Raw genomic sequence first — 24,723 nt, 5'->3', positions numbered from 1 at the left:
CCGGTCACCCTTGAACAGCCTATTCCGCGTCGGCCGTGGCTGAGAGTCGAGCGTTCACCTTCTGGTGAGCGCGAGAATTTCCAGCGGAACATTCCTCTTTTCGCGCTGTTAGGCCTGAGCAGCAGCGCGGGAAGGAGCTTACGCATGGACAATCCGCGATCCACGGCAAGCATAGCCGGCCATCCCATACATCCCATGCTCGTCACCATCCCGATCGCCTGTTTCGTCGGGACCTTGCTCACCGATATCGCCTACTGGCGGACGGCCGAAATGACTTGGGCGAACTTCTCGGCTTGGCTGCTGACCGTCGGCGTCATCGTCGGCATTCTGGCTGCCATCGCGGGGYTGACCGACTTTCTTGGCGATCGCGAGATACGCGCTCAGCCGACCGCATGGCTGCATATGGYCGGCAATCTCGTCGCGCTTGTTCTGTCCTTCTTCAACATGCTGGTCCACACGCGCGATGCCTGGACATCCGTGGTGCCGACCGGGCTGATCCTCTCGGCGCTGGTGGTGATCATCCTGCTCTTCACCGGCTGGCTCGGCTGGGGGCTGGTCTATCGCCATCATGTAGGAGTGGCCGATGAGACGGTTTGACAGCGCGATCAGATGGCCGATCGCAGCTCTTTGCTGCGCGATGGCCCTGGGTCTTGCCGGCTGCAGCGACGACAACACCGATCCGAACGCGCAGATCGGTCCGAATCCAAAACTGCCGGAGATAAATCAATATCTGTTCCCGCCGATGCACCTGGCCTCGGTGGTCGGCTGGAAAAACGATGAGAAGCCGACCGTCGCGCAAGGCCTGCAGATCGAGGCGATGGCGAAGGGTCTTCAGCATCCGCGCTCGCTCTATGTGCTGCCCAATGGCGACATCCTGGTGGTGGAATCGACGGCGCCGAACGAAGCATCGGTCAAGCGGCCCAAGGACATCATCATGGGATTGGTCGAGAGCTGGGTCACCTCCGGCGGCGACACCGGGCCGAGCAATCGCATCACGCTGTTGCGCGACACCAATGGCGACGGCAAGCCGGATTACCAGGGCGTGTTCCTCGACCATCTCAACTCGCCCTTCGGCGTGGCGCTGGTCGGCAACGATCTCTATGTCGCCAACACGGACGCGATCGTGCGCTATCCCTACCAGCCGGGCGACACCAAGATCACGGCGGCGGGCAAGGTGCTGACCGAACTCCCGGGCGGGCCGATCGATCACCACTGGACCAAGAGCCTGGTCGCGAGCCCAGACGGCTCGCTGCTCTATGTCGGCGTCGGCTCGAACTCCAACATCACCGAGAACGRCATCCAGGCAGAGAAGGACCGCGCCGCGATCTGGGAAGTCGACCGCGCCACCGGCYGTTGGYGCATCTTCGCCAGYGGGCTGCGCAATCCCAACGGCCTGTCGTTCGAACCGGAAAGCAAGGCGCTTTGGACGGTGGTCAACGAGCGTGACGAGCTCGGCCCGAACCTCGTGCCGGACTACATGACCTCGGTGAAGGACGGCGCCTTCTATGGCTGGCCCTACAGCTATTACGGCCAGCATGTCGATCCGCGCGTAATGCCGCAACGGCCCGATATGGTGGCCAAGGCCATCCCGCCGGACTATGCGCTGAGCTCGCATGTCGCGCCGCTCGGGCTCGCCTTCTACACCGCGAGCAACCTGCCGCAATCCTATCGCGGCGGCGCCTTTATCGGCGAGCATGGCAGCTGGAACCGCACTCGCTTCAACGGCTACAAGGTGGTTTTCGTGCCGTTCAGCGGCGGGCATCCGAACGGCATGGCGCAAGATGTCGTCACCGGCTTCCTCAACGACAGGGGCGAGGCGCGGGGCCGCCCGGTCGGCGTTGCCGTCGATAAATCCGGCGCGCTGCTGATCGCCGATGATGTCGGCAACACGGTGTGGCGGGTGACCGCGGCGGCGCCGGGATCGACGTAAATCGAGTTCAATCCCCCGACATCGAGCGGGCCATATCGAGGAAGGCGCGCACGAGCTTGCCGCCGCTGCGTTCGCGCAGGCAGATCAGCGCTTCGTCCATCAGCGTTTCCGGCGCGTCGATCACGATCGGCACCAGCCGCGAGTCGTGGCCGAACTCGGCGGCCGAGACGAAACCGACACCAGCTCCGGAGGCGACGATCTCGCGCACGGCCTCACGGCCTTCGGCTTCGATGGCGGGCTTCAGCTCGACATTCGAAGCCATGGCGAGATCTTCCAGCTTCTTGCGTGTTTTCGAGCCGCGCTCGCGCATCACCAGYGGTTCCTGCGCGAGCTGTCCGAGCGTCAGCGATTTCCTGCCGGACAGCGGGTGATCGGCGGACACGAAGGCGATGATCGGCGTCGAGTTGAGCTTGAGCATCTCGAAATCACGCCCCGCGGGCATTTCGCCCAGAACCCCGATATCGGCTTCGTAGCTGTAAAGGCTGCTGATCACGGTCTCCGTATTGCCGGAGCGCAGGGACACCTGGACGCCGGGGTAACGGGCGCGAAAGGCACCGAGGATATGCAGCAGATGATGCGCCRCGTCGGCGACGATGYGCAACGTGCCGGAACGCAGCGCGCGCGACTCGGTCAACAGTTCCAGCGCCTGCTGCTCGGTCTCGAACATGCGGTGGGTGATCTCGAGCAGCCTCTGGCCCTGCGTGGTCAGCGTTACCTGCTTCTTGTTCCGGTTGAACAGGAGCACGTCATATTCTTCCTCAAGCTTGCGCACCTGGTCCGAAATCGCCGGCTGGGTGAGGAAGAGCGCTTCGGCCGCGCGCGAAAAGCCGCCGGAAATGGCGACCTGGTGAAATGCCCTGAGCTGGACATAGCGCATTCGCTTGGCTCCCCTAGCGTCGCTTCTGGCTTGATTCTTATCATCGATCAGATCGATACATCAATACAAAATAACGATTTTACAAATATGTCATGCCCGCTCAGAATGGTTGTCATATTCCAATGACAGGATCGAAGTGGGAGGGCAGCATGCTGGCTGAGACGAAATTTGCGGCGACCAAGCCGCTGGATGCGCCGGCGCTCGGCGAACCCTATCTGCTTACCCCCGGCCCRCTCACCACGGCTTACGCGGTCAAGCAGGCGATGCTGCGCGACTGGGGCTCCTGGGACGGCGATTTCCGCGCCATGACAGCCGACCTGCGCCGCCGCCTTCTGGTGTTGACCGGCGACGCCAGAGACGAATTCGACTGCGTACCGATGCAGGGCAGCGGCTCCTTCTGCGTCGAGGCCATGCTCGGCTCGTTCGTGCCGAAGGACGGCAAGGTGCTGGTTCTGGCCAATGGCGCCTACGGGCTGCGCGCCGCGCAGACGATGCAATATATCGGCCGCGCCTACACGCTGATCGACAAGGGCGATTACCTGCCGCCGCGCGGCGAGGAGGTGGCGGCGGCGCTGAGGGCCGATCCCGCGATCACCCATGTGATCGCCATCCATTGCGAGACCAGCTCCGGCATCCTCAACCCGGTCGCGGAGATATCGGAAGCCGTCTATGCCAACGGCCGCAAACTGCTGGTCGATTCCATGAGCGCCTTCGGCGCCATCCCGCTCGACGTCAACGAGATCCGTTACGAGGCGATGGTGTCGTCAGCCAACAAATGCATTGAGGGCGTGCCGGGTTTCGGCTTCGTCATCGCCCGCAAGAGCGAGCTCGAAGCCGCGAAGGGCCGCAGCCATTCGCTGTCGCTCGACGTCCATGCGCAATGGGCGAACATGAACAAGACCGGGCAGTGGCGCTACACGCCGCCGACGCATGTGGTCGCCGCCTTTCTCGAAGCGCTGCGGCTGCATGAGGCCGAGGGCGGCGTCGCTGGACGCGRCGCGCGCTATACGCTGAACCGCGACGTCATGGTGGCCGGCATGCGCGATCTCGGTTTCGAAACGCTGCTCAAGGATCGCTGGCTGTCGCCGATCATCGTCACCTTCTTCAATCCGGCGCATCCGAACTTCGCCTTCGACCGCTTCTACGAGTTGATGAAGGACAAGGGCTTCATCATCTATCCGGGCAAGCTCACGGTGGTGGACTCCTTCCGCATCGGCTGCATCGGCCAGATGGATGAGCATGTCATGCGCCGCGTGGTCGAAGCAGCCGCACAGTCGCTGAACGAGATGGGCGTCGACACCGCCGCCCCGTCCCCCGCCGCTATCGCCGAGCGCGCCAAGCTCGCCGCCTGAAAGGTCCTTGAGATGAACCAGATGTCTCCCGTCAACGTCACGGCCAATGGCCGTTCCTATGCCTGGCCGCGCGTGCCGGCCATCGCCATCTGTCTCGACGGCTGCGAGCCGGCCTATCTCGATGAAGCGATCAAAGCCGGGCTGATGCCGGCGCTGGAAAGGATCAAGAAGAAGGGCACGGTGCGCTTTGCCCATTCGGTGATCCCGAGCTTCACCAACCCCAACAATCTGTCGATCGCCACCGGCCGGCCGCCGGCGGTGCACGGCATCTGCGGCAACTATCTCTACAACCCGCAGACGGGCGAAGAGGTGATGATGAACGACCCGAAGTTCCTGCGCGCGCCGACTGTGTTCCAGGCTTTCTATGACGCCGGCGCCAAGGTGGCGGTGGTGAYGGCCAAGGACAAGCTCAGGGCACTGCTCGGCAAGGGGCTGAAGTTCGAGGATGGCCGGGCGATGTGCTTCTCGGCCGAGAAGTCGGACACCACGACGAAAGCCGAGCACGGCATCGACAACGCATCGAAGCATTTCGGCCTGCCGGTGCCGGAGGTCTACTCGGCAGAGCTGTCGGAATTCGTCTTCGCCGCCRGCGTGCAACTCCTGAAGGAGTTCCGGCCGGACGTGATGTATCTCACCACCACCGACTATGTGCAGCACAAATACGCGCCGGGCGTGCCCCAGGCCAACGCCTTCTACGAAATGTTCGACAAATATCTCACCGAGCTTGACGCACTGGGCGCGGCGATCGTCGTCACCGCCGACCATGGCATGAAGCCGAAGCACCATGYCGACGGCTCGCCCAATGTGGTCTATGWGCAGGATCTTCTCGACGAATGGCTGGGCAAGGACGCCGCACGCGTCATCCTGCCGATCACCGACCCTTATGTCGTGCATCACGGCGCGCTGGGCTCCTTCGCCACCGCTTACCTTCCGAAGAGCGCCGACCGCGAGGCAGTGATGGAAAAGCTGCGCAAGGTCGAGGACATCATCCTGGTGCTCGGCCGCGAGGAAGGCTGCACCCGCTTCGAGYTGCCCGAGGACCGCATGGGCGACATCATCCTGATCTCGGGCGAGAACAAGACGATCGGCACTTCGGAGCATAGGCACAATCTGGCGGCRCTCGACGAGCCGCTGCGCTCGCATGGCGGGCTGACCGAGCAGGAGGTGCCCTTCATCGTCAACCGCGTGCTGCCGGATCTGCCGAACGAGCCCGTGCTGCGCAATTTCGATGCGTTTTATTACGCGACGATGGCGGCGGCGCAGGCATAGGGTTGGCGCCATCGACCCCCACTCCGCCGGGCTTCGCCCGGCACCTCTCCCCCGATCGACGGGGGAGAGGAAAGGCGCCAAACCGATTTTTGCCGCGCTTCGGGCTGGACGCTTTGGACCGCGGAGGATCAAGCGCCGACGCCGACTGATCTTCTCTCCCCCGTCGATCGGGGGAGAGGTGGCCCGAAGGGCCGGAGTGGGGGTCGACCCCGCGACATATCCAAGACTGGAACCAACCGATGACCCAACTCGATCCCGCCATCAAGGTCCGCCACGAGCCGATGCGCATCGCCGGCGAGAAGGTCGACGCCGAGCGCCGGCTGGAGGTCCGGTTTCCCTGGAACGACACCGTCATTGGCACCGTGCCGGCGAGCGGGGCGGAGCATGCGCGGCGCGCCTTCGAGATCGCGGCTGCCTACCAGCCGAAGCTGACGCGCTATGAGCGGCAGAAGATCCTGCTCAGGRCCGCCGAGCTGCTCAACGCCCGCAAGGACGAATTGTCCGATCTCATCACGCTGGAGCTCGGCATCTCCAAGCAGGACTCGCTCTACGAAGTCGGACGCGCCTTCGATGTATTTACCCTCAGCGGCCAGYTGGCCATCCAGGACGACGGACAGATCTTCTCCTGTGATCTCACCCCGCATGGCAAGCAGCGCAAGATCTTCACCCTCCGCGAGCCGCTCAACGCGATCTCGGCGATCACGCCGTTCAACCATCCGCTCAACATGGTGTCGCACAAGGTGGCGCCGGCGATCGCCACCAACAATTGCGTCGTGGTCAAGCCGACGGAGCTGACGCCGATCACTGCGCTGATGCTTGCCGACATCCTCTATGAGGCCGGCCTGCCGCCGGAAATGTTGTCAGTCGTCACCGGATGGCCGGCCGATATCGGCGACGAGATGATCACCAATCCCAATATCGATCTCATCACCTTCACCGGCGGCGTGYCGGTCGGCAAGATGATTGCGTCCAAGGCCGGCTACAAGCGCCAGGTGCTGGAGCTCGGCGGCAACGATCCGCTGATCGTGCTCAACGATCTTTCGGATGATGACCTCGCCAAGGYGGCCGATCTTGCGGTTGCCGGCGCGACCAAGAATTCCGGCCAGCGCTGCACGGCGGTGAAGCGCATCCTGGTGCAGGAAAAGGTCGCGGATCGTTTCGTGCCGATGGTGCTGGAGCGGGCCAAGGCGATCCGCTTCGGCGACCCGCGCGATCCGGCCACCCAGCTTGGCACCGTGGTGCACGAGAAGGCGGCGGCCTTGTTCGAGAAGCGCGTCCACATGGCGGCGGAGCAGGGCGCGGAAGTGCTCTATGATCCGGGCCGCAAGGGAGCGCTGCTTCCTCCCATCGTCGTCGACCGCGTGCCGCACCAGTCCGAGTTGGTGATGGAGGAAACTTTCGGGCCGATCGTGCCGAWCGTGCGCGCGCCCGACGATGACGAGGCGCTGATCACGCTGTCGAACTCGACGGMATTCGGCCTGTCGTCCGGTGTGTRCACCAACGACTTCCGCCGCATGCAGAAATACATCACCGGCTTGAAGGTCGGCACCGTCAACATCTGGGAAGTGCCGGGATACCGCATCGAGATGAGCCCCTTCGGCGGCATCAAGGATTCCGGCAATGGCTACAAGGAAGGCGTCATCGAGGCGATGAAGAGTTACACCAACGTCAAGACCTTCTCCTTGCCGTGGTAGGCGCCGTGAAGGACAGTTTCGACCTTGCCGTTGTCGGCTCCGGCATCATCGGGCTGGCCCATGCCTTGGCTGCGGCACGGCGCGGCTTGCGTGTCGTCGTCATCGATCGCGATCAGAAGGCCAACGGCGCTTCGATCCGCAATTTCGGTCTCGTCGTCGTCACCGGACAGGAGCCGGGCCTGTCGCGCCGGCTGGCGGAACGCAGCCGGGAAATCTGGCTCGAGCTGGCGAATGAGGCGGGCATCGCGATCCTGCATCGCGGCAAGCTGATCGCGGCGCAGCGCCCGGAAGCGCTGGCCTTGCTCGAGACGTTCAAGGCCGGCGAGCATGGCGGCGCGTGCAAGCTTCTGACCGCGCGTGAGGTGCTCGCGCAGCAGGCCGGCCTCGACCAGAGCGCGATCATCGGCGGGCTCCATAGCCCTTTCGAGTTGCGCGTGGAGTCGCGCGAAGTGCTGCCGCGGCTGGCATCGTTCCTGGCTGAGAAGCATGGCGTCGTGTTCCGCACCGGCGTGTCGGTGACCGAAATCGCGCCGCCCTTCGTCGAAACCAGCGCGGGACGTGTTGACGCCGAAAAGGTCGTCGTCTGTCCCGGCGACGATTTCAGCTCGCTCTATCCGGGGCTGATCGGCAAGCACGGCGTGCAGCGCTGCAAGCTGCAGATGCTGCGCCTCGCCGATCCCGGCTTCCGGCTTTCGTCCGCGTTGATGTCCGATCTCAGCCTGTTGCGTTATGGCGGTTTCGCCGCATTGCCGGAAGCCGGCGCGTTGCGGGCGAAATTGAGTGAGGAACCCGGCGCCGCCTTGGCCAACGGCGTTCACCTGATCGTGGTGCAGAGCGCGGATGGTTCGCTGGTCGTCGGCGATTCCCATCATTACGGGCTGACGCTCGATCCGTTCGGGTCGGAAGCCGTCGACCAATTGATCCTCGGCGAGTTCAAGACATTGTTCGGCAAGGCGCCGAACGTGCTCGCGCGCTGGACGGGATATTACGCTTCGGCGAAGAATGCCGTGCTGCGCGATACCCCGCATGAAGACGTGCGGCTGGTGATCGTCACCAGCGGCACCGGCGCCAGCACCGGATTTGGGCTTGGCGAGGCGACCATCGTGGAGTTGTTCGGCCAATGACGCTCGTCCATACCGAAGGCGAATCCAACAAGGCCGCGGCGCGCCAGGAATGGAGCGCCAGGCAAAGCCACGCGCCCTCGCAGGAGCTTTTGCGCCGCGACGCCGAAGCCTTCCTGCACCAGAGCCTGTCCAGCCCCTGCGTCTCTGCCATAGCCAAGGCCGAAGGCATCTGGATCGAGGACAAGGCCGGACGCCGCTACATGGATTTCCACGGCAACAGCGTCCACCATATCGGCTACGGCCATCCCCGGCTCAAGGAAGCGATCGCCAAGCAGATGGACGAATTGCCCTTCGCGCCGCGGCGTTTCACCTGCGAGCCGGCGGTCGAGCTTGCCGAGACGCTTCGCGCGCTGGCGCCGGGAGATCTCGGCAAGGTGCTGTTCACGACCGGCGGGTCCGACGCGATCGAGGTGTCGCTGAAATTGGCGCGCGCGGCGACCGGCCGGTTCAAGACGCTGTCCTTCTGGGATGCCTTCCACGGCGCCGGTTTCGGCGCTTCCAGCGTCGGCGGCGAGGCGACGTTCCGATCCGGCATCGCCGGGCCGCTCTTGCCCGGCACCGAGCATGTCGCGCCCTGGGCGCCGCATAATTGTCCCTACGGCACCAATTCGCTGGAGGAGTCGGCTCGGGCCTGCGCCAACATGATCGCTTACGTGCTGGGGCGCGAAGGCGATTTCGCCGCCTTCATCGCCGAGCCGATGCGCGCGACGCCGCTGGTGCCGGCGCCGGGCTTCTGGAAAGCGGTGCGCGAAGCCTGCGACCGGCACGGCACGCTGCTCATCTTCGACGAGATCCCGACCGGTCTCGGCAAGACCGGAAAGTTCTTCGCCTCCGAGCATGATGGCGTCACGCCCGATATCATCGTGCTCGGCAAATCGCTCGGCGGCGGCATCCTGCCGATCGCCTCGGTGATCGCGCGGCGCGACCTCGACGTGGCCGGCGACTATGCGATCGGCCATTATACCCACGAGAAGAACCCTGTGACGGCCCGCGCGGCGCTGACCACCATCGCCATCATTCGCGAGGAAGGCCTCGTCGAGCGCTCGGCCGAGCTTGGCGCCCATGCGCTCGCCCGCATGAACGACCYCATGCGGCGCTCGCCTTTCGTCGGCGACGTCAGGGGCAGGGGGCTGATGTTCGGCGTCGAGATGGTCGAGGACAAGGCGAGCCGCGCGCCGGCGCGCGCGCTTGCCGAGAAGATCTATTATCGCTGCCTCGACCAGGGGCTGAGCTTCAAGATCAGCCAAGGCAACGTGCTGACGCTGTCGCCGCCGCTGGTGATTGCGCGCGCCGATCTCGACCGGGCGCTCGACATCGTCGAGGCCGCCGTGCTGGCGGCCTGAGCCCGGTGAAGGCGGTTCGCACCGATCGCGAGCTCGAATGTCCGGGCATCGACGCCGGCCTTCGGGCGCGCGGCGTCGAGCTCGTCACGCTGCCGGACGGCATCCCAGAGACCGAGCTTATGGCGGCGATCACTAATGCCGATCTCATCCTGATGTGCTACACGCCGATCACCGCGCGCGTCATCGAAGCGGCGCGACAACTCAAGGGCATCGTCAAATACGGCGTCGGCATCGATGCCATCGACATAAAGGCGGCGATGCGGCGTGGCATTCCCGTCGTCAATGTTCCTGAGTATGCCGAGGAGACGGTCGCCGAAGGCGCTTTCGCGCTGATGATCGCGCTGGCGAAGCGGCTGCCGGCGATCACCGCGGCTGTTTCGCGCGATGGCTGGCTCTGGCCGGAACAGCGCTGGCTGGGCCGCGACATCGCCGGATCGAGGCTCGGACTGGTCGGCTGCGGCAAGATTGGCCGTAGCATGGCGCGCATGGCGGGGCAGGGGTTCCGTGCAAAGGTGCTCGGCTTCGATCCCGGCGTCGACGCTGCAACGATGCAGGCCGCCGGCATCGAGAAGGCCGACGATCTGCAAGCGATGCTGCGGGTCTGCGATTTCGTCTCGATCCACTGCGTTCTGAACGATGACACGCGGGGCCTTATCGGCGCGCAAGAGCTCACTTGCATGAAGCCTTCGGCGATCCTCATCAACGTCTCGCGGGGAGCCATCGTCGACGAAGGAGCGCTTGTCGACGCGATCGTCGCCGGGCGCATCGCCGGAGCGGGACTCGACGTTTATTCGCTGGAGCCACTGGCGAGGTCCGGCCATCCGATGAGCGCGCTTTTCGATCGCGACAATGTGATCCTGTTTCCGCACCTCACCTTCTTCACGCATGAGGCGATGCGCCGGCTCGAGGACGACACTTTAGCCCGTTGTTTCGAAGTGCTCGACGGCCGGCCTGTGACGGTTCGTTCGCGCGACCCGCGCTTGCGCGCGCAGACTACAGGCGTCGAATTCCGCTGAAAAATCCGTCATTTGCGTGAGGAACCGCAACCGGGCGTGCAGGAGGACACGCCTGCAGAGACCATGCGACAGTTTCATGACAAATATCAGCTCAGGCTTGTCAGTCATAAAATAAATAGATTTTACTTATCGATTGGCGACCCTCAAAGTTGACACAACGACGACATGCACCAGCGCTAACCGCCCGTGGCGGAACCAGTTCAGCGCGACCACGAGTGCGTCGCAGGATGTGCCTTCCATCACAGGGGAACTGACCATGAAATCGCGAAATCTTGCCATAGCTGTAACCTTCGCCGCGACGCTGCTCGGCTCCTCGGCGCTGGTCGCGCCGRCCTTCGCCGACGGCGTCGTCACCATCTATTCGGCCGACGGCCTGCATGACGGCAACGGCAGCTGGTACGAGACCGAGTTTGCCGCCTTCACCAAGGCCACCGGCATCACCGTGCAGTATATCGAGGGCGGCTCGGGCGGCGTCGTCGAGCGCGTCGCCAAGGAGAAGTCGAACCCGCAGGCCGACGTCCTGGTGACGCTGCCGCCCTTCATCCAGCGCGCCGCCGCCGACGGCCTGCTGCAGGATTTCAAGCCGGAAGGCTCCGACCAGATCGACGGCGGCACCGACAAGTACCGGCCGCTGGTCAACAACTACATGAACTTTATCTACAACGCCTCGGTGCTCTCGGAAGCGCCGAAGAGCTACAACGACCTGCTCGATCCGAAGTTCAAGGGCAAGATCCAGTATTCGACACCCGGCCAGGCCGGCGACGGCACCGCCGTCATGCTCGAGATCATCCACGCCTTCGGCGGCGAGGATGCCGGCTTCGAATTCATGAAGAAGCTGCAGGACAACAATGTCGGCCCGTCCGCCTCGACCGGCAAGCTGACCGCGCTGGTCAACAAGGGCGAGCTGCATGTCGCCAATGGCGACCTGCAGATGAACCTGTCGCAGATGGCCGACAATCCGAACATCAAGGTGTTCTGGCCCGCCGGTCCGGACGGCACCCGCTCCACCTTCGCGCTGCCCTACGAAATCGGCTTGGTCACCGGCGCGCCCAATTCCGACAACGGCAAGAAGCTGATCGAGTTCCTGCTCTCCAAGGAAGCGCAGTCGACGGTAAGCTCCGTCGCGCTCGGCCTGCCTGCTCGCAAGGATGTGAAGCCGGACGATGCCAATTTCGCCAAGGCGCAGGAGGCGATGAAGGGCGTGACCATCTGGGCGCCGAACTGGGACGAAGCGCTCACCAAGCTGCCCGACTATGTCAAGAAGTGGAACGAAGCGACGGGAAGTTGATCTCCTGGTGAGCAAATCCGGAGGAGCAGCCATGTCGGTGCCCGCATTTACGGGAAGCAATGTCATGGACGTCGACGCCGCGAAAATTCGCGGCGCCGGCTCCAACGTCCACTTCGACAAGGTCAGCGTCGCCTATGGCGCGCATGTCGTCCTGCATCCGTTGACGCTCGATATCGCGCCCGGCGAGATCCTGGCGATGATCGGGCCCTCCGGCTCCGGCAAGACGACGGCGCTTCGGGCCGTCGCCGGTTTCGTCAGGCCGGCAAGCGGCCGCATCCGCATCGGCGCCACCGACGTCACCGATCTGCCGCCCTATGAGCGCGGGCTCGGCATGGTGGTGCAGAATTACGCGCTGTTCCCGCATATGCGGGTCGAGGACAACGTCGCCTTCGGTCTCAGGGCCCAAGGCGCCGACAAGGCGCTGATCGGCGAGCGCGTCAAGGACTCGCTTGCGACGGTCGGGATGTCGGGCTTTGCCAAGCGCTATCCGCGCGAGCTTTCCGGCGGCCAACARCAGCGTGTCGCCATCGCGCGGGCGCTGGCGGTCAGGCCGCGCGTGCTTCTGCTCGATGAGCCGCTTTCGGCGCTCGATGCGCAGATCAGGCGCAACATGGTCGAGGAGATCGCCAAGCTGCATCGCGACCTGCCTGGACTGACGATCCTCTATGTCACGCACGACCAGACCGAGGCTCTGACGCTTGCCGACAAGATCGCCATCATGCGTGACGGAAGGGTGTCCTCGCACGGGCCGACGACCGAGCTTTACCGACGGCCGCCGAACCGCTTCACGGCCGAGTTCCTCGGCCGCGCCAACCTGTTGCCGGTCACGGTTGCCGAAGGTGCTGCCGGTCCGAAAGGCCTCGCCAAGGCCAGGCTCGGCGATGCCGTGCTCGCAGGCGCCGCACGCGGCGAGAAGCCCGGCGACAAGACCTTGCTCTGCATCAGGCCGCAGCATCTCAGCCTCACCGGCGACGAGGAGCATACCAACAGGATCGTCGGCACGCTGAAGGAAGTGCACTGGCAAGGCGAGCTCACCCATCTGGTGCTCGATGTCGACGGCACGCCGGTGCGCGTCTCGGCGACCAGGTTGCCAGTGAGCCTGCCGGAACGGGGCTCGGCCATGCCGCTCTTCTTCGCGCCCGGCGACACGTCGCTCGTTCCGGAAGACGTCCGTGGCTGACGCGGCCGTCCTTCACGCCCCGATAACCAGAAAGGTGCCCGGCCGGTTCTGGATCGTGCCGCCGGCGGCGCTGCTGGCGCTCTTGTTCTTCTATCCACTGGTGCTGATCGTCCAGCAGGCTTTTACCGACGACAGCGGCATGGCGAACGTCRCCGAATTCGTTCGTGTCCTGCATGCGCGCTTCTTCCTCAACGCGCTCATCAACACCATCACCATTTCCGTCGCGGCGACGGCCGGATGCCTGATCGTCGGGCTGGTGCTGGGGCTGATCCTCGCCTTCGTGCCGTTTCCCGGCAGCGGCGTCATCGCCCGGCTGATCGACACCTTCATCGCCTTGCCGACCTTTCTGGTGACGCTTGCCTTCACCTTCCTCTACGGCTCGGCCGGCATGCTCAATGCCGGGCTGATGGAAATTTTCTCGTTGCAGGCGCCGCCAGTCGATTTCCTCTACTCGACCTGGGGCGTGGTGCTGGCCGAGGTCACCGTCTACTCGCCCTTCGTGCTGCGACCGCTGCTCGCCGCCTTTTCGCTGGTCGACCGCGGCCAGATCGAAGCGGCAAGCGTGCTCGGCGCGCGGCCCTTCCGCATCGTCCGCCAGGTGATCCTGCCCGCCGCCGTTCCGGCGCTGATTGCCGGCGGCAGCCTCTGCCTTTTGTTGACGGTGAACGAATTCGGCATCGTGCTGTTCATCGGCGCCAAGGGCGTCATCACTTTGCCGCTGCTCATCTACAGCAAGGCGATCCAGGAGTCGGCCTATCAGGTCGCCTGCATCATCGCGGTCATCAACATCGCGCTGTCGCTCGGGCTGTTCGGGCTCTACCGGTTCGCCGCCGGCAGGCTGGGAGCATAGGGATGCTGGTCTGGTCGCGCCCCGGTCGCATATTGATTTGGGCAGTCTTCGCRCTGCTGTTCGGCGTGCTGTTCCTGGCCCCTCTCGCGGTGATCCTGCTTTCCAGCCTGGCCGACCAGTGGAACGGCGTGCTGCCYAGCGGCCTGACAACAGAGCACTACAGCGATGTCGTGCAAGGGGCGGCTTGGAAAGCGGTCAAGGCGAGCCTCGTCACCGGCTTCCTGGCCAGCGCGCTGGCGCTGGTCAGCGGCACTTGGGCAGCACTTGCGCTGCGTATCCAGGACGCAACTTTGGCCAGGGTGCTCGGGGTGCTGTTCTTCATTCCAAGCGCGGTGCCTTCGGTGTCCGTCGGTCTAGGCCTACTGGTGGCCTTCAGCCATCCGCCGCTTTTGCTCAACGGCACCATCGCCATCGTCATGGTGGCGCATTTCGTRCTGATCTCGGCCTTCACCTTCGGCAATGTCTCGGCCGGGCTGGCGCGGCTTTCGCCGGATTTCGAGCAGGTGGCGTCAAGCCTCGGAGCGCGCCCGGCTTACCGGCTCTGGCATGTCACGCTGCCGTTGCTCACGCCTTACCTGGTCGCAGCCTTCGGCCTGAGCTTCGCGCTATCGATGGGCGAGCTCGGCGCCACCGTCATGGTCTATCCGCCGGGCTGGGTGACGCTGCCGGTGTCGATCTTCAGCCTGACCGATCGCGGCGATGTCTTTGCCGGCGCTGCGCTGACCATGGTGCTCGTCGCCGTGACGCTCATCCTGCTGCTCGGGCTCGAACGCGTCGTCGGCCGCCAGACGAGGTCGTAGCCTCGCAAGTCTAGGACGACCGCACTTTGCCGTAGCGTTTGATCAGGCGATCGCGCTTCAGGCGCGACAGCCTCTGCGTCCAGAAAAGCCCATCGAGCTGGTCGATCTCGTGCTGGTGGCAGACCGCCAGCAGGCCCTCGGCGTCCTCGAACCGCTCCTTGCCCTCCAGATCCTGGTAGCGAATCCTAACGCGGGCATGCCGTTCGATTTCTTCCGTCACGCCAGGCATCGAGACGCTGCCTTCCGTGTGACGGATCATCTCGGTCGAGGCCTCGACAATCGACGGATTTACATAGATCGAAGGCTTTGCGGCGGGAGGCACCTGGATCACGACAAGGCGTTTCATGATGCCGATATGCGAGGCGGTTATGCCGATCCCGGGCACCGCGTGCATGGTGTCGATGAGATCGCCGGCCAGGTTGCGCAGATCGCTGTCGAAAAGTTCTACGGGATCCGCGACGGTGCGCAGCAGGGGATCGGGGAATTTTATGATCGGCCGGACCGCCATGCGTCAGCCCACCGGCTTCTGCAGCACGTCGAATTGCGGGTTGGTTTCCGAGAATATCGGCAGAGCCGCGGCGCCGAGGAYGGACGTGTCCTTTCCCGCGGCGCCGACCATGACGCGCGGTGTGGTACGGGCGCTGGTCGAGCTCACCGAGAGATGGAGCGGCTCCAGCCGGCTGGCCAAAGCCTCGATCACCGGCAGCGGCATGAAGCCGCCGAGCACGACGGTTTCGGGATCGAGCGCCATTTCCAGGATGTCAATCGCCTGCCGCAACGGCTCGACCGCCTCGGCGAGCCAGGCCTCGAAGCGGCTGTCGCCATTTGCCAGCAGTTGTTCCAGCAGTTCGGGAGAGGCATGGTCGGGATCGGCCAGACCAAGCCTGTCATAGGCTGCGCGTAGCGAGACGTAGCGCTCCAGGCAGCCGCGCTTGCCGCAATCGCATGGCAGGCCGCCCGGCCGCACGATAACGTGGCCGATCTCGCCGGCATTGTGGCGGCTGCCCTTGTAGAGATGGCCGTCGAGGAAAAGCCCGGCGCCGAGGCCCGTGCCGATGAAGAGGTAGACGAAACTGCCGAGCTTGCGGGCAACGCCATAGAGCCGCTCGCCTATGGCTGCCGCGGTGGCGTCGTTCTCCACGGTGACGGCGATGCCGGTCAGCTGTTCCAGCTCTTCGGCTACCGGAAAATCCTGCCAGCCGGGAAGGGCGGTCGGGCCGACCGAGGTCATGCCTTCGACGCCGAACGGCCCGGGCATCGCCATCCCGATGCCGAGCAACCTTTGCCGCTCCAGTCGAGAGGTTGCGATGAGGCCGCTCGAGATCGCGGCAAGCAGCGGCATGGCCTCTGTGGGAGTGGGCTGGTCGACATTTCTCTCGATGCGCGCGCGCATCGCGCCGGAGAGGTCGGTAACGACGCCGACGGCCAGTTGGTGGTCGAGCTGCAGGCCGATCGAATAGCCGCCATCGGGGTTGATGGAATAGGGGACCGCCGGCTGGCCGCGCGCGCCTTTCAGCGTTGCTTCCGGGCGTAACAGCCCGGCCGCTTCCAATTCCTCGACGATATTGGAGATGGTCTGCGACGACAGCGCCGTCAACCTGGCGATCGCCGCCCGCGACAGCGTGCCGTTGGTGCGGATCGCCTCGATCACCACACGCCGGTTGTGCGATTTCGCCTGCTCGAGATTTGTGCCGGAGATGACTTTCTTGAGGGTCATGCGATCGTTGCCAGTCACGGAAACTGTAGATCGCCACTTTAGAAAATCAAGTTGATTTAATTGTTTAGCGCTCGGCATCGGGCTCAGAGCGCGGCAAGGTTGAAGGCCTGGCTGACTTGTCGCGCCAGTCGAACGGATCTCAACAGCACCTGCGGTCAATTGGACAGGAACGATCTCGCGGTTGACGCATTTTGCTTCGCGTCAACAGCCGAGGGACCAAATGCGCATAGCTCATGTCGCGCCGCTCTACGAATCCGTGCCGCCGAAACTCTATGGCGGGACGGAGAGGATCGTCTTCTATATCACCGAGGCGCTGGTCGGGCTTGRCCACGATGTGACGCTATTCGCGAGCGGCGACAGCGAGACCTCGGCGCGGCTGGTGCCCGGGCGCGACCAGGCGATACGCCTCGACCCGCGGCCGAAGAAATCGGAGATCGCGGCGCATCTGGCGATGCTTGCCGATGTGCGAGCGCGCGTCGGCGAGTTCGATGTCATCCATTTCCATCTTAGCCACTTCGTGCATTTTCCGTTCTTCGAAGAGATCGCGGGGCGGACGGTGACGACGCCGCATGGCCGGCTCGACTATGTCGACCTGGCGCCGGCCTATAAACGCTTCCCGCGTTTCCCGATGATCTCGATCTCGCACAGCCAGAAGCGCGGCTTGCCCGACGCGAACTGGCTGGCCACCATCCATCACGGACTGCCGCTCGATGCCTACCAACCGACTTATGAACCTGAGGCGGAAGAGCCGTATCTTGCCTTCCTCGGACGCCTGTCGCGCGACAAGCGGCCGGACCGCGCCATCGAGATCGCGCGCCGGTCCGGGTTGAAGCTGAAGCTGGCGGCCAAGATCGGCGACGACGACCGCRCCTATTTCCGCGACAACATCGAAGCGCTGATCGATGGCGACCGCGTCGACTATGTCGGCGAGATCACGGAAGACGAGAAGGCCGGATTTCTCGGCAATGCGGCGGGCCTTTTGTTCCCCATCGACTGGCCGGAGCCGTTCGGCCTCGTCGCGATCGAAGCCATGGCCTGCGGCACGCCGGTGATTGCGTGGAACCAGGGTGCCCTGCCGGAGATCGTCGATAACGGCGTCACCGGCTTCGTCGTGGACAGCGTGGACGATGCGGTCGCGTCGGTGCCAGCGCTTCTCGATCTCGACCGGCGGCAGGTGAGGGCAGCCTTCGAGAAAAGGTTCTCGGCGACAAGAATGGCGCGCGACTATCTTGCTGCCTATATGCGCCTGACCGGCACGCCGGAGGCCAAAGCCTCCTGACCTTGATGCCTGGAGTCGGATGATTTCAGGTCTGTTCGACCTGAAATTCAAATCCGGCTCTAAAAAGATAGAGCATGATGTCGCCCGAAAGCCGCTTCACACTTTTCGGCATCATGCCCAGGGCGGGGCAAACAAAGAGGTGACCAATGATGGAGCTCGACGAGCGCAAGCTCGATCCCGCCGTGGCGCTTTCCTCACTCGACGAAACGGCGCCGCGGGAGCCGCACCGGCTTTTTGCCCTCAAGCAGGGCGACTGCTTCGCGGTGGCCGACGCCTATGGCGACATCAGAGGGTCGGGYGACGGCTTCTYCCGCGACGACACGCGCGTGCTTTCCGAATTCCGCCTGACCATCGGCGGCCGGCCGATGTCGCTGCTCGGCGCCTCGCTCAGCCAGGACAATGTGCTGTTCACGTCCAACCTCACCAACCTACCGATCCAGAGCGCGGCCGGCCGCGATATCCCGCAGGGTGCGATCCACATCGAGCGCGTCAGGCTCATTTGGCAGGACAGGCTGTTCGAGCGGATCACGCTTTCCAACTACAGCCGCGAGCATTCGACCATCACCGCCTCGCTGCATTTTGCCGCCGACTTTCGCGACATGTTCGAGGTGCGCGGCACGACGCGGGTGAAGCGTGGCACGACGCATGTCGCCAAGACCGACAAGACCTCGGTGCTGCTCGGCTATGACGGCCTCGACGGTCTGCCGAGACTTTCCGCGATCTCCTTTTCGCAGGCGCCCGACCAGTTGAGTGACAATCGCGCCGATTTCCTTATCGCGGTGACCAAGCGCAGTCAAAAAGTGCTCTATATCGAGGTTGGTCCCGAGGTCGCCGATCCGCCCGATCGCGACCGATTCCGCGCCGCGGCGGCACGGGCCCGCTTCGGCATGCGCRCCAAGCGCAGGCATGGCGCCACGGTGCACAGCTCAGGCCGCGTCTTCAACGATTGGGTCGAGCGCGCCCGCGCCGATGTGGCGCTGCTTACCACGGAGCTTCCGACCGGGCCCTATCCCTATGCCGGCATCCCGTGGTTCTCGACGGCATTCGGCCGCGACGGCGTGATCTCGAGCCTGCAGATGCTCTGGCTCAACCCCGGCCTGGCGCGGGGCGTGCTGGCTTTTCTGGCCGAGCACCAGGCGACCGAAACGTCGCCCTTTTGGGATTCCCAGCCCGGCAAGATCATGCATGAGACGCGCAAGGGTGAGATGGCGGCGCTGCGCGAGCTTCCCTTCGGCCGCTATTATGGCGGCGTCGACACCACGCCGCTCTATATCCATCTGGCATCCGCCTATGCCGACCGCACCGGCGACATGGCCTTCATCGACACATTGTGGCCCTCGCTCAAGGCCGCCGCCGAGTRGACAGAAGAGGCGAGCCGCGCCACCGGTTTCGTCACCTACCAGCRCGCCGCCGAGTCGGGCCTTGCCAACCAGGGCTGGAAGRACAGTTTTGACTCCGTCTTCCATGCCGATGGGCGCATTCCCAAGGGACCGATCGCGCTGGTCGAGGTGCAGGGCTATGTCTTTGCCGCCTTCCGCGGCATGGCGGCGCTCGCGCGCCGCCGCGGCGAATTCGCCGACGCCGAGCACTGGGAGGGCCGCGCCGAGGAAATGCGGGTCGCCGTGGAACGCGACTTCTGGCTCGACGACATGAACTTCTACGCCCTGRCCATCGATGGCGAGGGCCAGCCATGCAAGGTGCGAACGTCAAATGCCGGGCACCTGCTTTTTGTCGGCTTGCCGCAGCCCGAACGCGCCAAGCTGGTCGTCGACCAATTGCTGTCGGCCTCCTTCCATTCCGGGTGGGGCCTGCGGACGCTCGCCGACGACGCAGTTTTCTTCAACCCGATGTCCTACCACAACGGTTCGATCTGGCCGCACGATACCGCGCTTTGCGCCGTGGGCATGGCGCGCTACGGCGAGCGCGACAGCGTGGTGCGGTTGATGAGCGGCACGTTCGAGTCGGCCGTGCATTTCAACATGCGGCTGCCGGAGCTGTTCTGCGGCTTCGCCCGGGCGCCCGGCGAGGCGCCGATCGCCTATCCCGTGGCCTGCCTGCCGCAGGCCTGGTCGGCCGGCTCCACATTCATGCTGATGCAAGCATGCCTGGGGCTGGAGATCGATGGCTGGCAAGGTGAATTGCATGTCACGCGCCCGAGGCTGCCGATCGGCATAGACACGCTCACGATCAGGCACCTGACGGTCGGCGACAGAACGATCGATCTTACCTTCCAACGGGTCGGCGATCGTGTCGGCGCCTTCCTGTCCKACCGGCATGAAGGCCAGGTGCCGCTCATCGTGCGCACGTGAACAAAGCGCCGCAACCCTGCGTTCAACAGTCGAAAATGTCGGAACTGATCGCTTGTTTGCGCGTTCAAAACCTTATCCGGTCTGCCCGTCTGCGGCCGGCAAGAACGACAACAATGAACGGATGGCCGGAGGCAACCTGGCATTTCAATGACACAATATGGCGTCCTGTTACTGGTCCTTATCTTTGCAAGCCTTGGACTTTCCGCATTCGCGATCTTTATTTCAATATCCCGGTACCGCCGCAATCACCCAAGGGCATCGGCTTTGCCGGGTTCCGGCGAGGACGTTGCCACCGAGGCGGCGCGAACGGTGCTGCGCGAGTTCGAGAAGAACGGCCAATCGGTCGACGCGGCTCTGGTGACATGGTCGCCCGACACGCTGCGCAAGATCCTGGCCGACGAGCTGCCGGATGCGCAGGTGATCGTCGTTTCCAATCGCGAGCCCTATATCCACAACGAAACCAAGGATGGCGGCGTCGAGCTTGTCGTGCCGGCGAGCGGGCTGGTTTCGGCGCTCGAGCCGATCACACGCGCCTGCGCCGGCACCTGGATCGCCTATGGYGGCGGCAGCGCCGATCAGACGGTGGTCGACAGGAACGACCGTGTGCAGGTGCCGCCTGGCCATCCCTCCTACACGTTGCGCCGGGTCTGGCTCAGTGACGAGGAATATCAAGGCTACTATCTCGGCTTCGCCAATGAAGGCTTGTGGCCGCTCTGCCATATCGCCTTCACGCGGCCGATCTTCCGCGAGTCGGACTGGGAGGCCTATGAAGCCGTCAACCGCAAGTTCGCGGACACCGTGGTTGCCGAGGCTCGCAACGAGCGACCGATCGTGCTCGTCCAGGACTATCACTTTGCGCTTCTGCCGCGCATGATCCGCGAGCGTCTGCCCGAGGCGATCGTCATTACCTTCTGGCATATCCCCTGGCCGAACTCTGAAGTGTTCAGCATATGCCCGTGGCGCGAGCGTATCCTGGACGGTCTGCTCGGCAGTTCGATCGTAGGGTTCCATACCCAGTACMACGCCAACAACTTCACCGAGAGTGTCGATCGCTTCATGGAAAGCCGCATCGAGCGCGCCGATGCCGCCATTTCCTATGGCGGCCAGGTGACGCTGGTGCATTCTTATCCGATCTCGATCGAATGGCCGGTCGAGCTCCTGAAAGCCCTCCCCAACATCGAGGAGTGCCGGGTGCGCGTGCGCAAGCGGTTCAGGATTCCGGCCGGCGCCAAGCTGTGCGTCGGCGTCGAGCGTCTCGACTACACCAAGGGCATCCTCGACCGCTTCCACGCGCTGGAGGAGCTGTTCATTCGCCACCCCGAAATGGTGGGCAAAGTCGTGTTCCTGCAGGTCGCGGCGCCGAGCCGAGGTACGCTGCCGGCCTACAAACAGCTCCACGAGGAATGTCTGCGCTGTGCCGAGGAACTTAACCAGCGCTACGGCAGCGACTCCTACCAGCCGGTGGTCATGGTGGCCGAGCATCATTCGCAGGCGGCGGTCTACGAGCTCTATCGGGCGGCCGATATCTGCCTCGTCACCAGCCTCCATGACGGCATGAACCTCGTCGCCAAGGAGTTCGTCGCGTCGCGCGACGACGAGCAGGGCGTTCTTTTGCTCAGCACCTTCGCGGGCGCTTCGCGCGAGCTGCTGGAGGCGCTGATCGTCAATCCTTACGACGCGGCGATGATGAGCGAGGCGATGCTGCAGGCGCTGACGATGGGGCCGGACGAGCAACGCGAGCGCATGCGACGCATGCGCGAGATCGTGCGCGACAACAATGTCTATCGCTGGGCAGGCAGCATGCTGCTCGACGCGGCGCGCCTGAGGAAGCGCGGCGACCTGGATCGGGTCACGGCCTTATACGAGCGGCCGAATGCCCCCACTRGCGACAATGTCGTCTCCATGTTCGAACGCAAACAGGCAGTCGGATTCCGATGAACATCCAGGCAGACCTCACCCCGCCGCTTCCCGAGGGACGGTGGGCGCTTTTCCTCGACATCGACGGCACTTTGCTGGAGCACGCGGCGCATCCCGACGCCGTTTCGGTCAGCGAGGAGCTCCGTGTTCTCCTGCAGAGGATCGAGCGGCGGCTCGACGGCGCGCTTGCCTTCATCACCGGCCGCTCGATCGCGGCCGTCGATCATCTGTTCGACCCGTTGAAACTGCGGATCGCGGGCCTCTACGGGCTGGAGCACAGACTTCTGCCGGACGGAAAGATCGAAGCCGCCGACGAGCCGGCGGATATGGCGGCGCTTGCCGACGAGATCGAACTGGAACTGGCGAGCAAGGCCGTCTATGTCGAGCGCAAGGGACCGGTGCTCGCCATCCACACCAGAGCCGCGCCGCAGCTTCTGGCCCGGGCGACGGAGCTGGTCGAGGCGGCGCTCGCGCGCTTGCCGCAGGGCTACCGCGTGATCGCCGGCAATGCCGGCGTCGAGCTGATGCCGCTCGAAGCCGCCAAGGGCGCTGCGATCCGGCGCTTCATGCAGCTTGATCCTTTCACCGGCAGGCGCCCGGTGTTCCTTGGCGACGACACGTCCGACGAGAACGGCTTCGACACCGTCAATGCCGCGGGCGGGATCTCGATCCGCGTCAAGCCGCAGGGCGAGACGGCTGCCCGCTTCGCCATCGAAGATGTCGCCAGCGCGCTCGCCTGGCTGGAGGCCAATTTCGGCGAGCCGGCCACGCAAACGGCCAGCCGCAATCTCGTCGCCTAAACAAGGCGCTGGCGGCTACTGCTGCTGCAGGCCCGTGATCATGGCGATGATCTCGTTCTTGTCGGTTTTCTTCGTCTCGCGCACGCCGATCTGCTTGCCGCGCCTCAGGACACAGATGCGGTCCGACAGCTTGAACACCTGGTCGAGGCTGTGGCTGATGATCAGGATGCCGACATTGCGCTGTTTGAGCGACTGAACGATCGCCTCCACCTTGGCGGTCTCGGCGACGCCGAGCGCGGCCGTCGGCTCGTCGAGCAGGATCARCTTGCTCGCCCAATGCGTCGCCCTGGCGATCGCGACGCCTTGGCGCTGACCGCCGGAGAGGTCGCGGATGGTGGCGTGCGCGGAAGGGATGCGCACGTCGAGCTCCTTCACCAGTTTTTCCGTCTCGTCGATCATGCGGCGGCGGTCGAGCAGGCCGAGGCGGTTCAGCGGCTCGCGGCCGAGGAACATGTTCATGTAGACCGTTTGCTGGTCGGCCAAAGCGAGATCCTGGTAGACAACCTCGATGCCGTGCGCGCGGCCCATCGTGGCGTTCGACATCGTCACCGGCTTGCCTTCGATCGTGATCGTGCCGGAGGAGGGCGGGTGCACGCCGGAGATGATCTTGACCAGCGTCGACTTGCCGGCGCCGTTGTCGCCGACCAGCGCGACGATCTCGCCCGGAAAGACCTCGAGCGAGAAATTCTCGATCGCGGTGAGGCCGCCGAAATTCTTGCGGATGTCCTGAAGCTGCAGGATTGGCGCGCTCGCGTTCATCGCACTCTCCTAAACGGGCCAGGCATAGGCTTCTCCGAAGCCGTTCTCGATGGTTTCGACCACAGGCTTGCCCTTCGAGATGCCGGAGACGCCGACGACATAGGCGCGGGTGACGAAGGCCTGGCCGCGGAAGCCGAAGACGGCGCTGTCGCCTGGCCTCGGCGCGCCTGCGCCGGAGGCGTCGATCATGGCGTAGTAGTCGATCGCCGAGGGCGGCGGCACCTCGACGCTTCTGAGCGCCGAGGCGGCGGTGGTCGGCTCGGCCGAGACGATCGCCTTGACGTCGTAGTCGGGGAAGATCGGGTCGATATAGAAGCCGCCGCCGAAGCAGTAGGCCTTGCCGCCCGACAGATGCGAGACCTCGGTGAGGTAGAGCACGGYAGGCAATTCCGGCAGGTCTTCCATGACATGCAGCGCCGTAGTGCCGTGCAGGCCGTTGCCGGGCTCGCACTGCGTAGCGCCGGCTTCCGCCAGCGCGGCCAGCATGACGCTCGACGTGGTGCCCGGCGCGTTGATTTCGATCTCCTTGCGGCCCGCTTTTGCGAGCGCCTCGGCGGCCTTGCTCAAGGTCGCCAGATTGGGCGTCGGCAGCACCTTTCGCGCGGCGTGGTCGAAGAGCAGGGCAGGGAAGGTGGTTATGCCGGCGAAGCGGCCGCCTGGAATGGCATCGAGCCGGTCGGCGACGGCGACAACCTCGCCTGCGTCGAAGCCGCCTTCATGGCCGCGGTAGAAAATGTCGCCTTCGGCAGCGATGCGGGCGAGCAAGTCCTGGACATAGCCGGCGGCCTTGGCGCCCCTGCCTGCTTCCTCGGCCTTGATGTCGTTGAAGACGGTCCAGTAGTCTGGCTTGAAGGTCCTTGCCGCCGCATCGGCTTCGAATTTCGCGATCTGCTGCAGATGGCCGAGATGGCCGAGCTTCATTCCGGCCTTATACGTGGCGCGCGCGCAAGCCATGTCGACCGCAACCGCGCGCTCGATGCCGCCGCGCATCACCGCCTTGCAGAATGAGCTCGAGCGGCCGACCTGCTTGGTCATGGCGAAGATCTTCAGACCGAGCCGGTCAGCTTCCTGTTTGAGGACCTTGGCGTTGCGCTCGACCATATCGAGATCGAGCACATAGGCGTTGGCCGGCAGCTTGCCTTGCTGATGAAGGCCGATCGCCGCTTCGATGAAGGCGGGGTTGCGGCGGCGCAGAACGTCGAGAAACATGGAAGGATTC

Annotated in this window: 21 protein-coding genes; 16 read left to right on the top strand and 5 right to left on the bottom strand. The window is 64.4% G+C overall.

All coding sequences use genetic code 11. From position 1 onward, the window contains the following. Positions 1-144 precede the first annotated feature (144 nt). Positions 145-597 carry a DUF2231 domain-containing protein gene (locus tag LCM4576_RS11530; protein WP_071032227.1) on the top strand — a complete coding sequence of 151 codons (453 nt, stop codon included), beginning with the start codon at positions 145-147 and terminating at the stop codon, positions 595-597. Next, the gene (locus LCM4576_RS11525; RefSeq protein ID WP_071032226.1) at positions 584-1,930 is read left to right on the top strand and encodes a sorbosone dehydrogenase family protein; all 1,347 of its coding nucleotides are present in this window, start codon (positions 584-586) and stop codon (positions 1,928-1,930) included. Before LCM4576_RS11530 ends, LCM4576_RS11525 begins: the two co-directional genes overlap by 14 nt. A 7-nt stretch (positions 1,931-1,937) precedes the next feature. Here LCM4576_RS11525 and LCM4576_RS11520 read toward each other — a convergent pair whose 3' ends face one another. Beyond that, a complete protein-coding gene (locus tag LCM4576_RS11520) occupies positions 1,938-2,807 on the bottom strand; it encodes a LysR substrate-binding domain-containing protein (protein ID WP_071032225.1) in 870 nt (289 codons plus the stop codon). A gap of 149 nt (positions 2,808-2,956) precedes the next feature. Between LCM4576_RS11520 and LCM4576_RS11515 the strand changes: the two genes are divergently transcribed. The 10 genes from LCM4576_RS11515 to LCM4576_RS11470 all read left to right on the top strand — a co-directional run bounded on the left by LCM4576_RS11515 (position 2,957) and on the right by LCM4576_RS11470 (position 14,723). Beyond that, on the top strand, positions 2,957-4,159 hold the full coding sequence (locus LCM4576_RS11515) for a 2-aminoethylphosphonate--pyruvate transaminase (RefSeq protein ID WP_071032224.1): 1,203 nt from the start codon (positions 2,957-2,959) through the stop codon (positions 4,157-4,159). Positions 4,160-4,171: 12 nt separating this feature from the next. Beyond that, positions 4,172-5,428, top strand: coding sequence for a phosphonoacetate hydrolase (gene phnA / locus LCM4576_RS11510; RefSeq protein WP_071032223.1), 1,257 nt, complete (start codon positions 4,172-4,174; stop codon positions 5,426-5,428). Between the two features lie 239 nt (positions 5,429-5,667). After that, positions 5,668-7,122 (top strand): phosphonoacetaldehyde dehydrogenase, encoded by a 1,455-nt coding sequence (gene phnY, locus LCM4576_RS11505; RefSeq protein WP_071032222.1) that lies wholly within the window; start codon positions 5,668-5,670, stop codon positions 7,120-7,122. Positions 7,123-7,127: 5 nt separating this feature from the next. Beyond that, on the top strand, positions 7,128-8,246 hold the full coding sequence (locus tag LCM4576_RS11500) for a TIGR03364 family FAD-dependent oxidoreductase (RefSeq protein ID WP_071032241.1): 1,119 nt from the start codon (positions 7,128-7,130) through the stop codon (positions 8,244-8,246). Beyond that, positions 8,243-9,589 carry an aspartate aminotransferase family protein gene (locus LCM4576_RS11495; RefSeq protein ID WP_071032221.1) on the top strand — a complete coding sequence of 449 codons (1,347 nt, stop codon included), beginning with the start codon at positions 8,243-8,245 and terminating at the stop codon, positions 9,587-9,589. Before LCM4576_RS11500 ends, LCM4576_RS11495 begins: the two co-directional genes overlap by 4 nt. 5 nt (positions 9,590-9,594) lie before the next feature. Next, positions 9,595-10,605: a 2-hydroxyacid dehydrogenase gene (locus LCM4576_RS11490; protein ID WP_071032220.1), complete on the top strand. Its 1,011-nt coding sequence runs from the start codon at positions 9,595-9,597 to the stop codon at positions 10,603-10,605. Between the two features lie 256 nt (positions 10,606-10,861). After that, positions 10,862-11,893 (top strand): 2-aminoethylphosphonate ABC transporter substrate-binding protein, encoded by a 1,032-nt coding sequence (locus tag LCM4576_RS11485; RefSeq protein ID WP_071032219.1) that lies wholly within the window; start codon positions 10,862-10,864, stop codon positions 11,891-11,893. A 31-nt stretch (positions 11,894-11,924) separates the two neighbouring features. Further along, positions 11,925-13,073: an ABC transporter ATP-binding protein gene (locus tag LCM4576_RS11480; protein WP_083354747.1), complete on the top strand. Its 1,149-nt coding sequence runs from the start codon at positions 11,925-11,927 to the stop codon at positions 13,071-13,073. Then, on the top strand, positions 13,066-13,923 hold the full coding sequence (locus tag LCM4576_RS11475) for a 2-aminoethylphosphonate ABC transporter permease subunit (protein ID WP_071032217.1): 858 nt from the start codon (positions 13,066-13,068) through the stop codon (positions 13,921-13,923). Before LCM4576_RS11480 ends, LCM4576_RS11475 begins: the two co-directional genes overlap by 8 nt. 2 nt (positions 13,924-13,925) lie before the next feature. Beyond that, a complete protein-coding gene (locus LCM4576_RS11470; protein ID WP_071032216.1) occupies positions 13,926-14,723 on the top strand; it encodes an ABC transporter permease subunit in 798 nt (265 codons plus the stop codon). Positions 14,724-14,733: 10 nt separating this feature from the next. On the opposite strand, the gene LCM4576_RS11465 is transcribed toward LCM4576_RS11470, so the two are convergent. Then, on the bottom strand, positions 14,734-15,231 hold the full coding sequence (locus LCM4576_RS11465) for a peptide deformylase (RefSeq protein ID WP_071032215.1): 498 nt from the start codon (positions 15,229-15,231) through the stop codon (positions 14,734-14,736). Between the two features lie 3 nt (positions 15,232-15,234). Next, positions 15,235-16,440: an ROK family transcriptional regulator gene (locus tag LCM4576_RS11460; RefSeq protein WP_071032214.1), complete on the bottom strand. Its 1,206-nt coding sequence runs from the start codon at positions 16,438-16,440 to the stop codon at positions 15,235-15,237. 220 nt (positions 16,441-16,660) lie between these two features. Here LCM4576_RS11460 and LCM4576_RS11455 point away from each other — a divergent pair, with 220 nt between their 5' ends. From LCM4576_RS11455 to otsB, 4 genes are all read left to right on the top strand, one after another. Then, entirely contained in the window at positions 16,661-17,719 is a 1,059-nt protein-coding gene (locus LCM4576_RS11455; protein ID WP_071032213.1) for a glycosyltransferase family 4 protein, read from the top strand. A gap of 146 nt (positions 17,720-17,865) precedes the next feature. Further along, positions 17,866-20,028 (top strand): amylo-alpha-1,6-glucosidase, encoded by a 2,163-nt coding sequence (locus tag LCM4576_RS11450; RefSeq protein WP_071032212.1) that lies wholly within the window; start codon positions 17,866-17,868, stop codon positions 20,026-20,028. A 147-nt stretch (positions 20,029-20,175) separates the two neighbouring features. After that, positions 20,176-21,966: a trehalose-6-phosphate synthase gene (locus tag LCM4576_RS11445; protein WP_071032211.1), complete on the top strand. Its 1,791-nt coding sequence runs from the start codon at positions 20,176-20,178 to the stop codon at positions 21,964-21,966. After that, complete coding sequence (gene otsB, locus LCM4576_RS11440) at positions 21,963-22,745, top strand: trehalose-phosphatase (RefSeq protein WP_041007688.1); 783 nt, start codon at positions 21,963-21,965, stop codon at positions 22,743-22,745. Before LCM4576_RS11445 ends, otsB begins: the two co-directional genes overlap by 4 nt. 15 nt (positions 22,746-22,760) lie before the next feature. On the opposite strand, the gene LCM4576_RS11435 is transcribed toward otsB, so the two are convergent. Then, a complete protein-coding gene (locus tag LCM4576_RS11435) occupies positions 22,761-23,504 on the bottom strand; it encodes an ATP-binding cassette domain-containing protein (RefSeq protein WP_071032210.1) in 744 nt (247 codons plus the stop codon). A gap of 9 nt (positions 23,505-23,513) precedes the next feature. Then, positions 23,514-24,713: an alanine racemase gene (locus tag LCM4576_RS11430; RefSeq protein ID WP_071032209.1), complete on the bottom strand. Its 1,200-nt coding sequence runs from the start codon at positions 24,711-24,713 to the stop codon at positions 23,514-23,516. Positions 24,714-24,723: the final 10 nt, after the last annotated feature.

Origin of the sequence: Mesorhizobium sp. LCM 4576 (assembly GCF_001854815.1) — a bacterium.
Taxonomy (GTDB): Bacteria; Pseudomonadota; Alphaproteobacteria; order Rhizobiales; family Rhizobiaceae; genus Mesorhizobium; species Mesorhizobium plurifarium.
The sequence above is the reverse complement of the archived record's forward strand: the minus strand, read 5'-3'. Positions and strand labels throughout refer to the sequence as shown.

Excerpts from the sequence above, each read along its gene's own strand:
- LCM4576_RS11465 (WP_071032215.1), bottom strand. The coding sequence starts at position 15,231 with ATGGCGGTCCGGCCGATCATAAAATTCCCCGATCCCCTGCTGCGCACC.
- otsB (WP_041007688.1), top strand. The coding sequence starts at position 21,963 with ATGAACATCCAGGCAGACCTCACCCCGCCGCTTCCCGAGGGACGGTGG.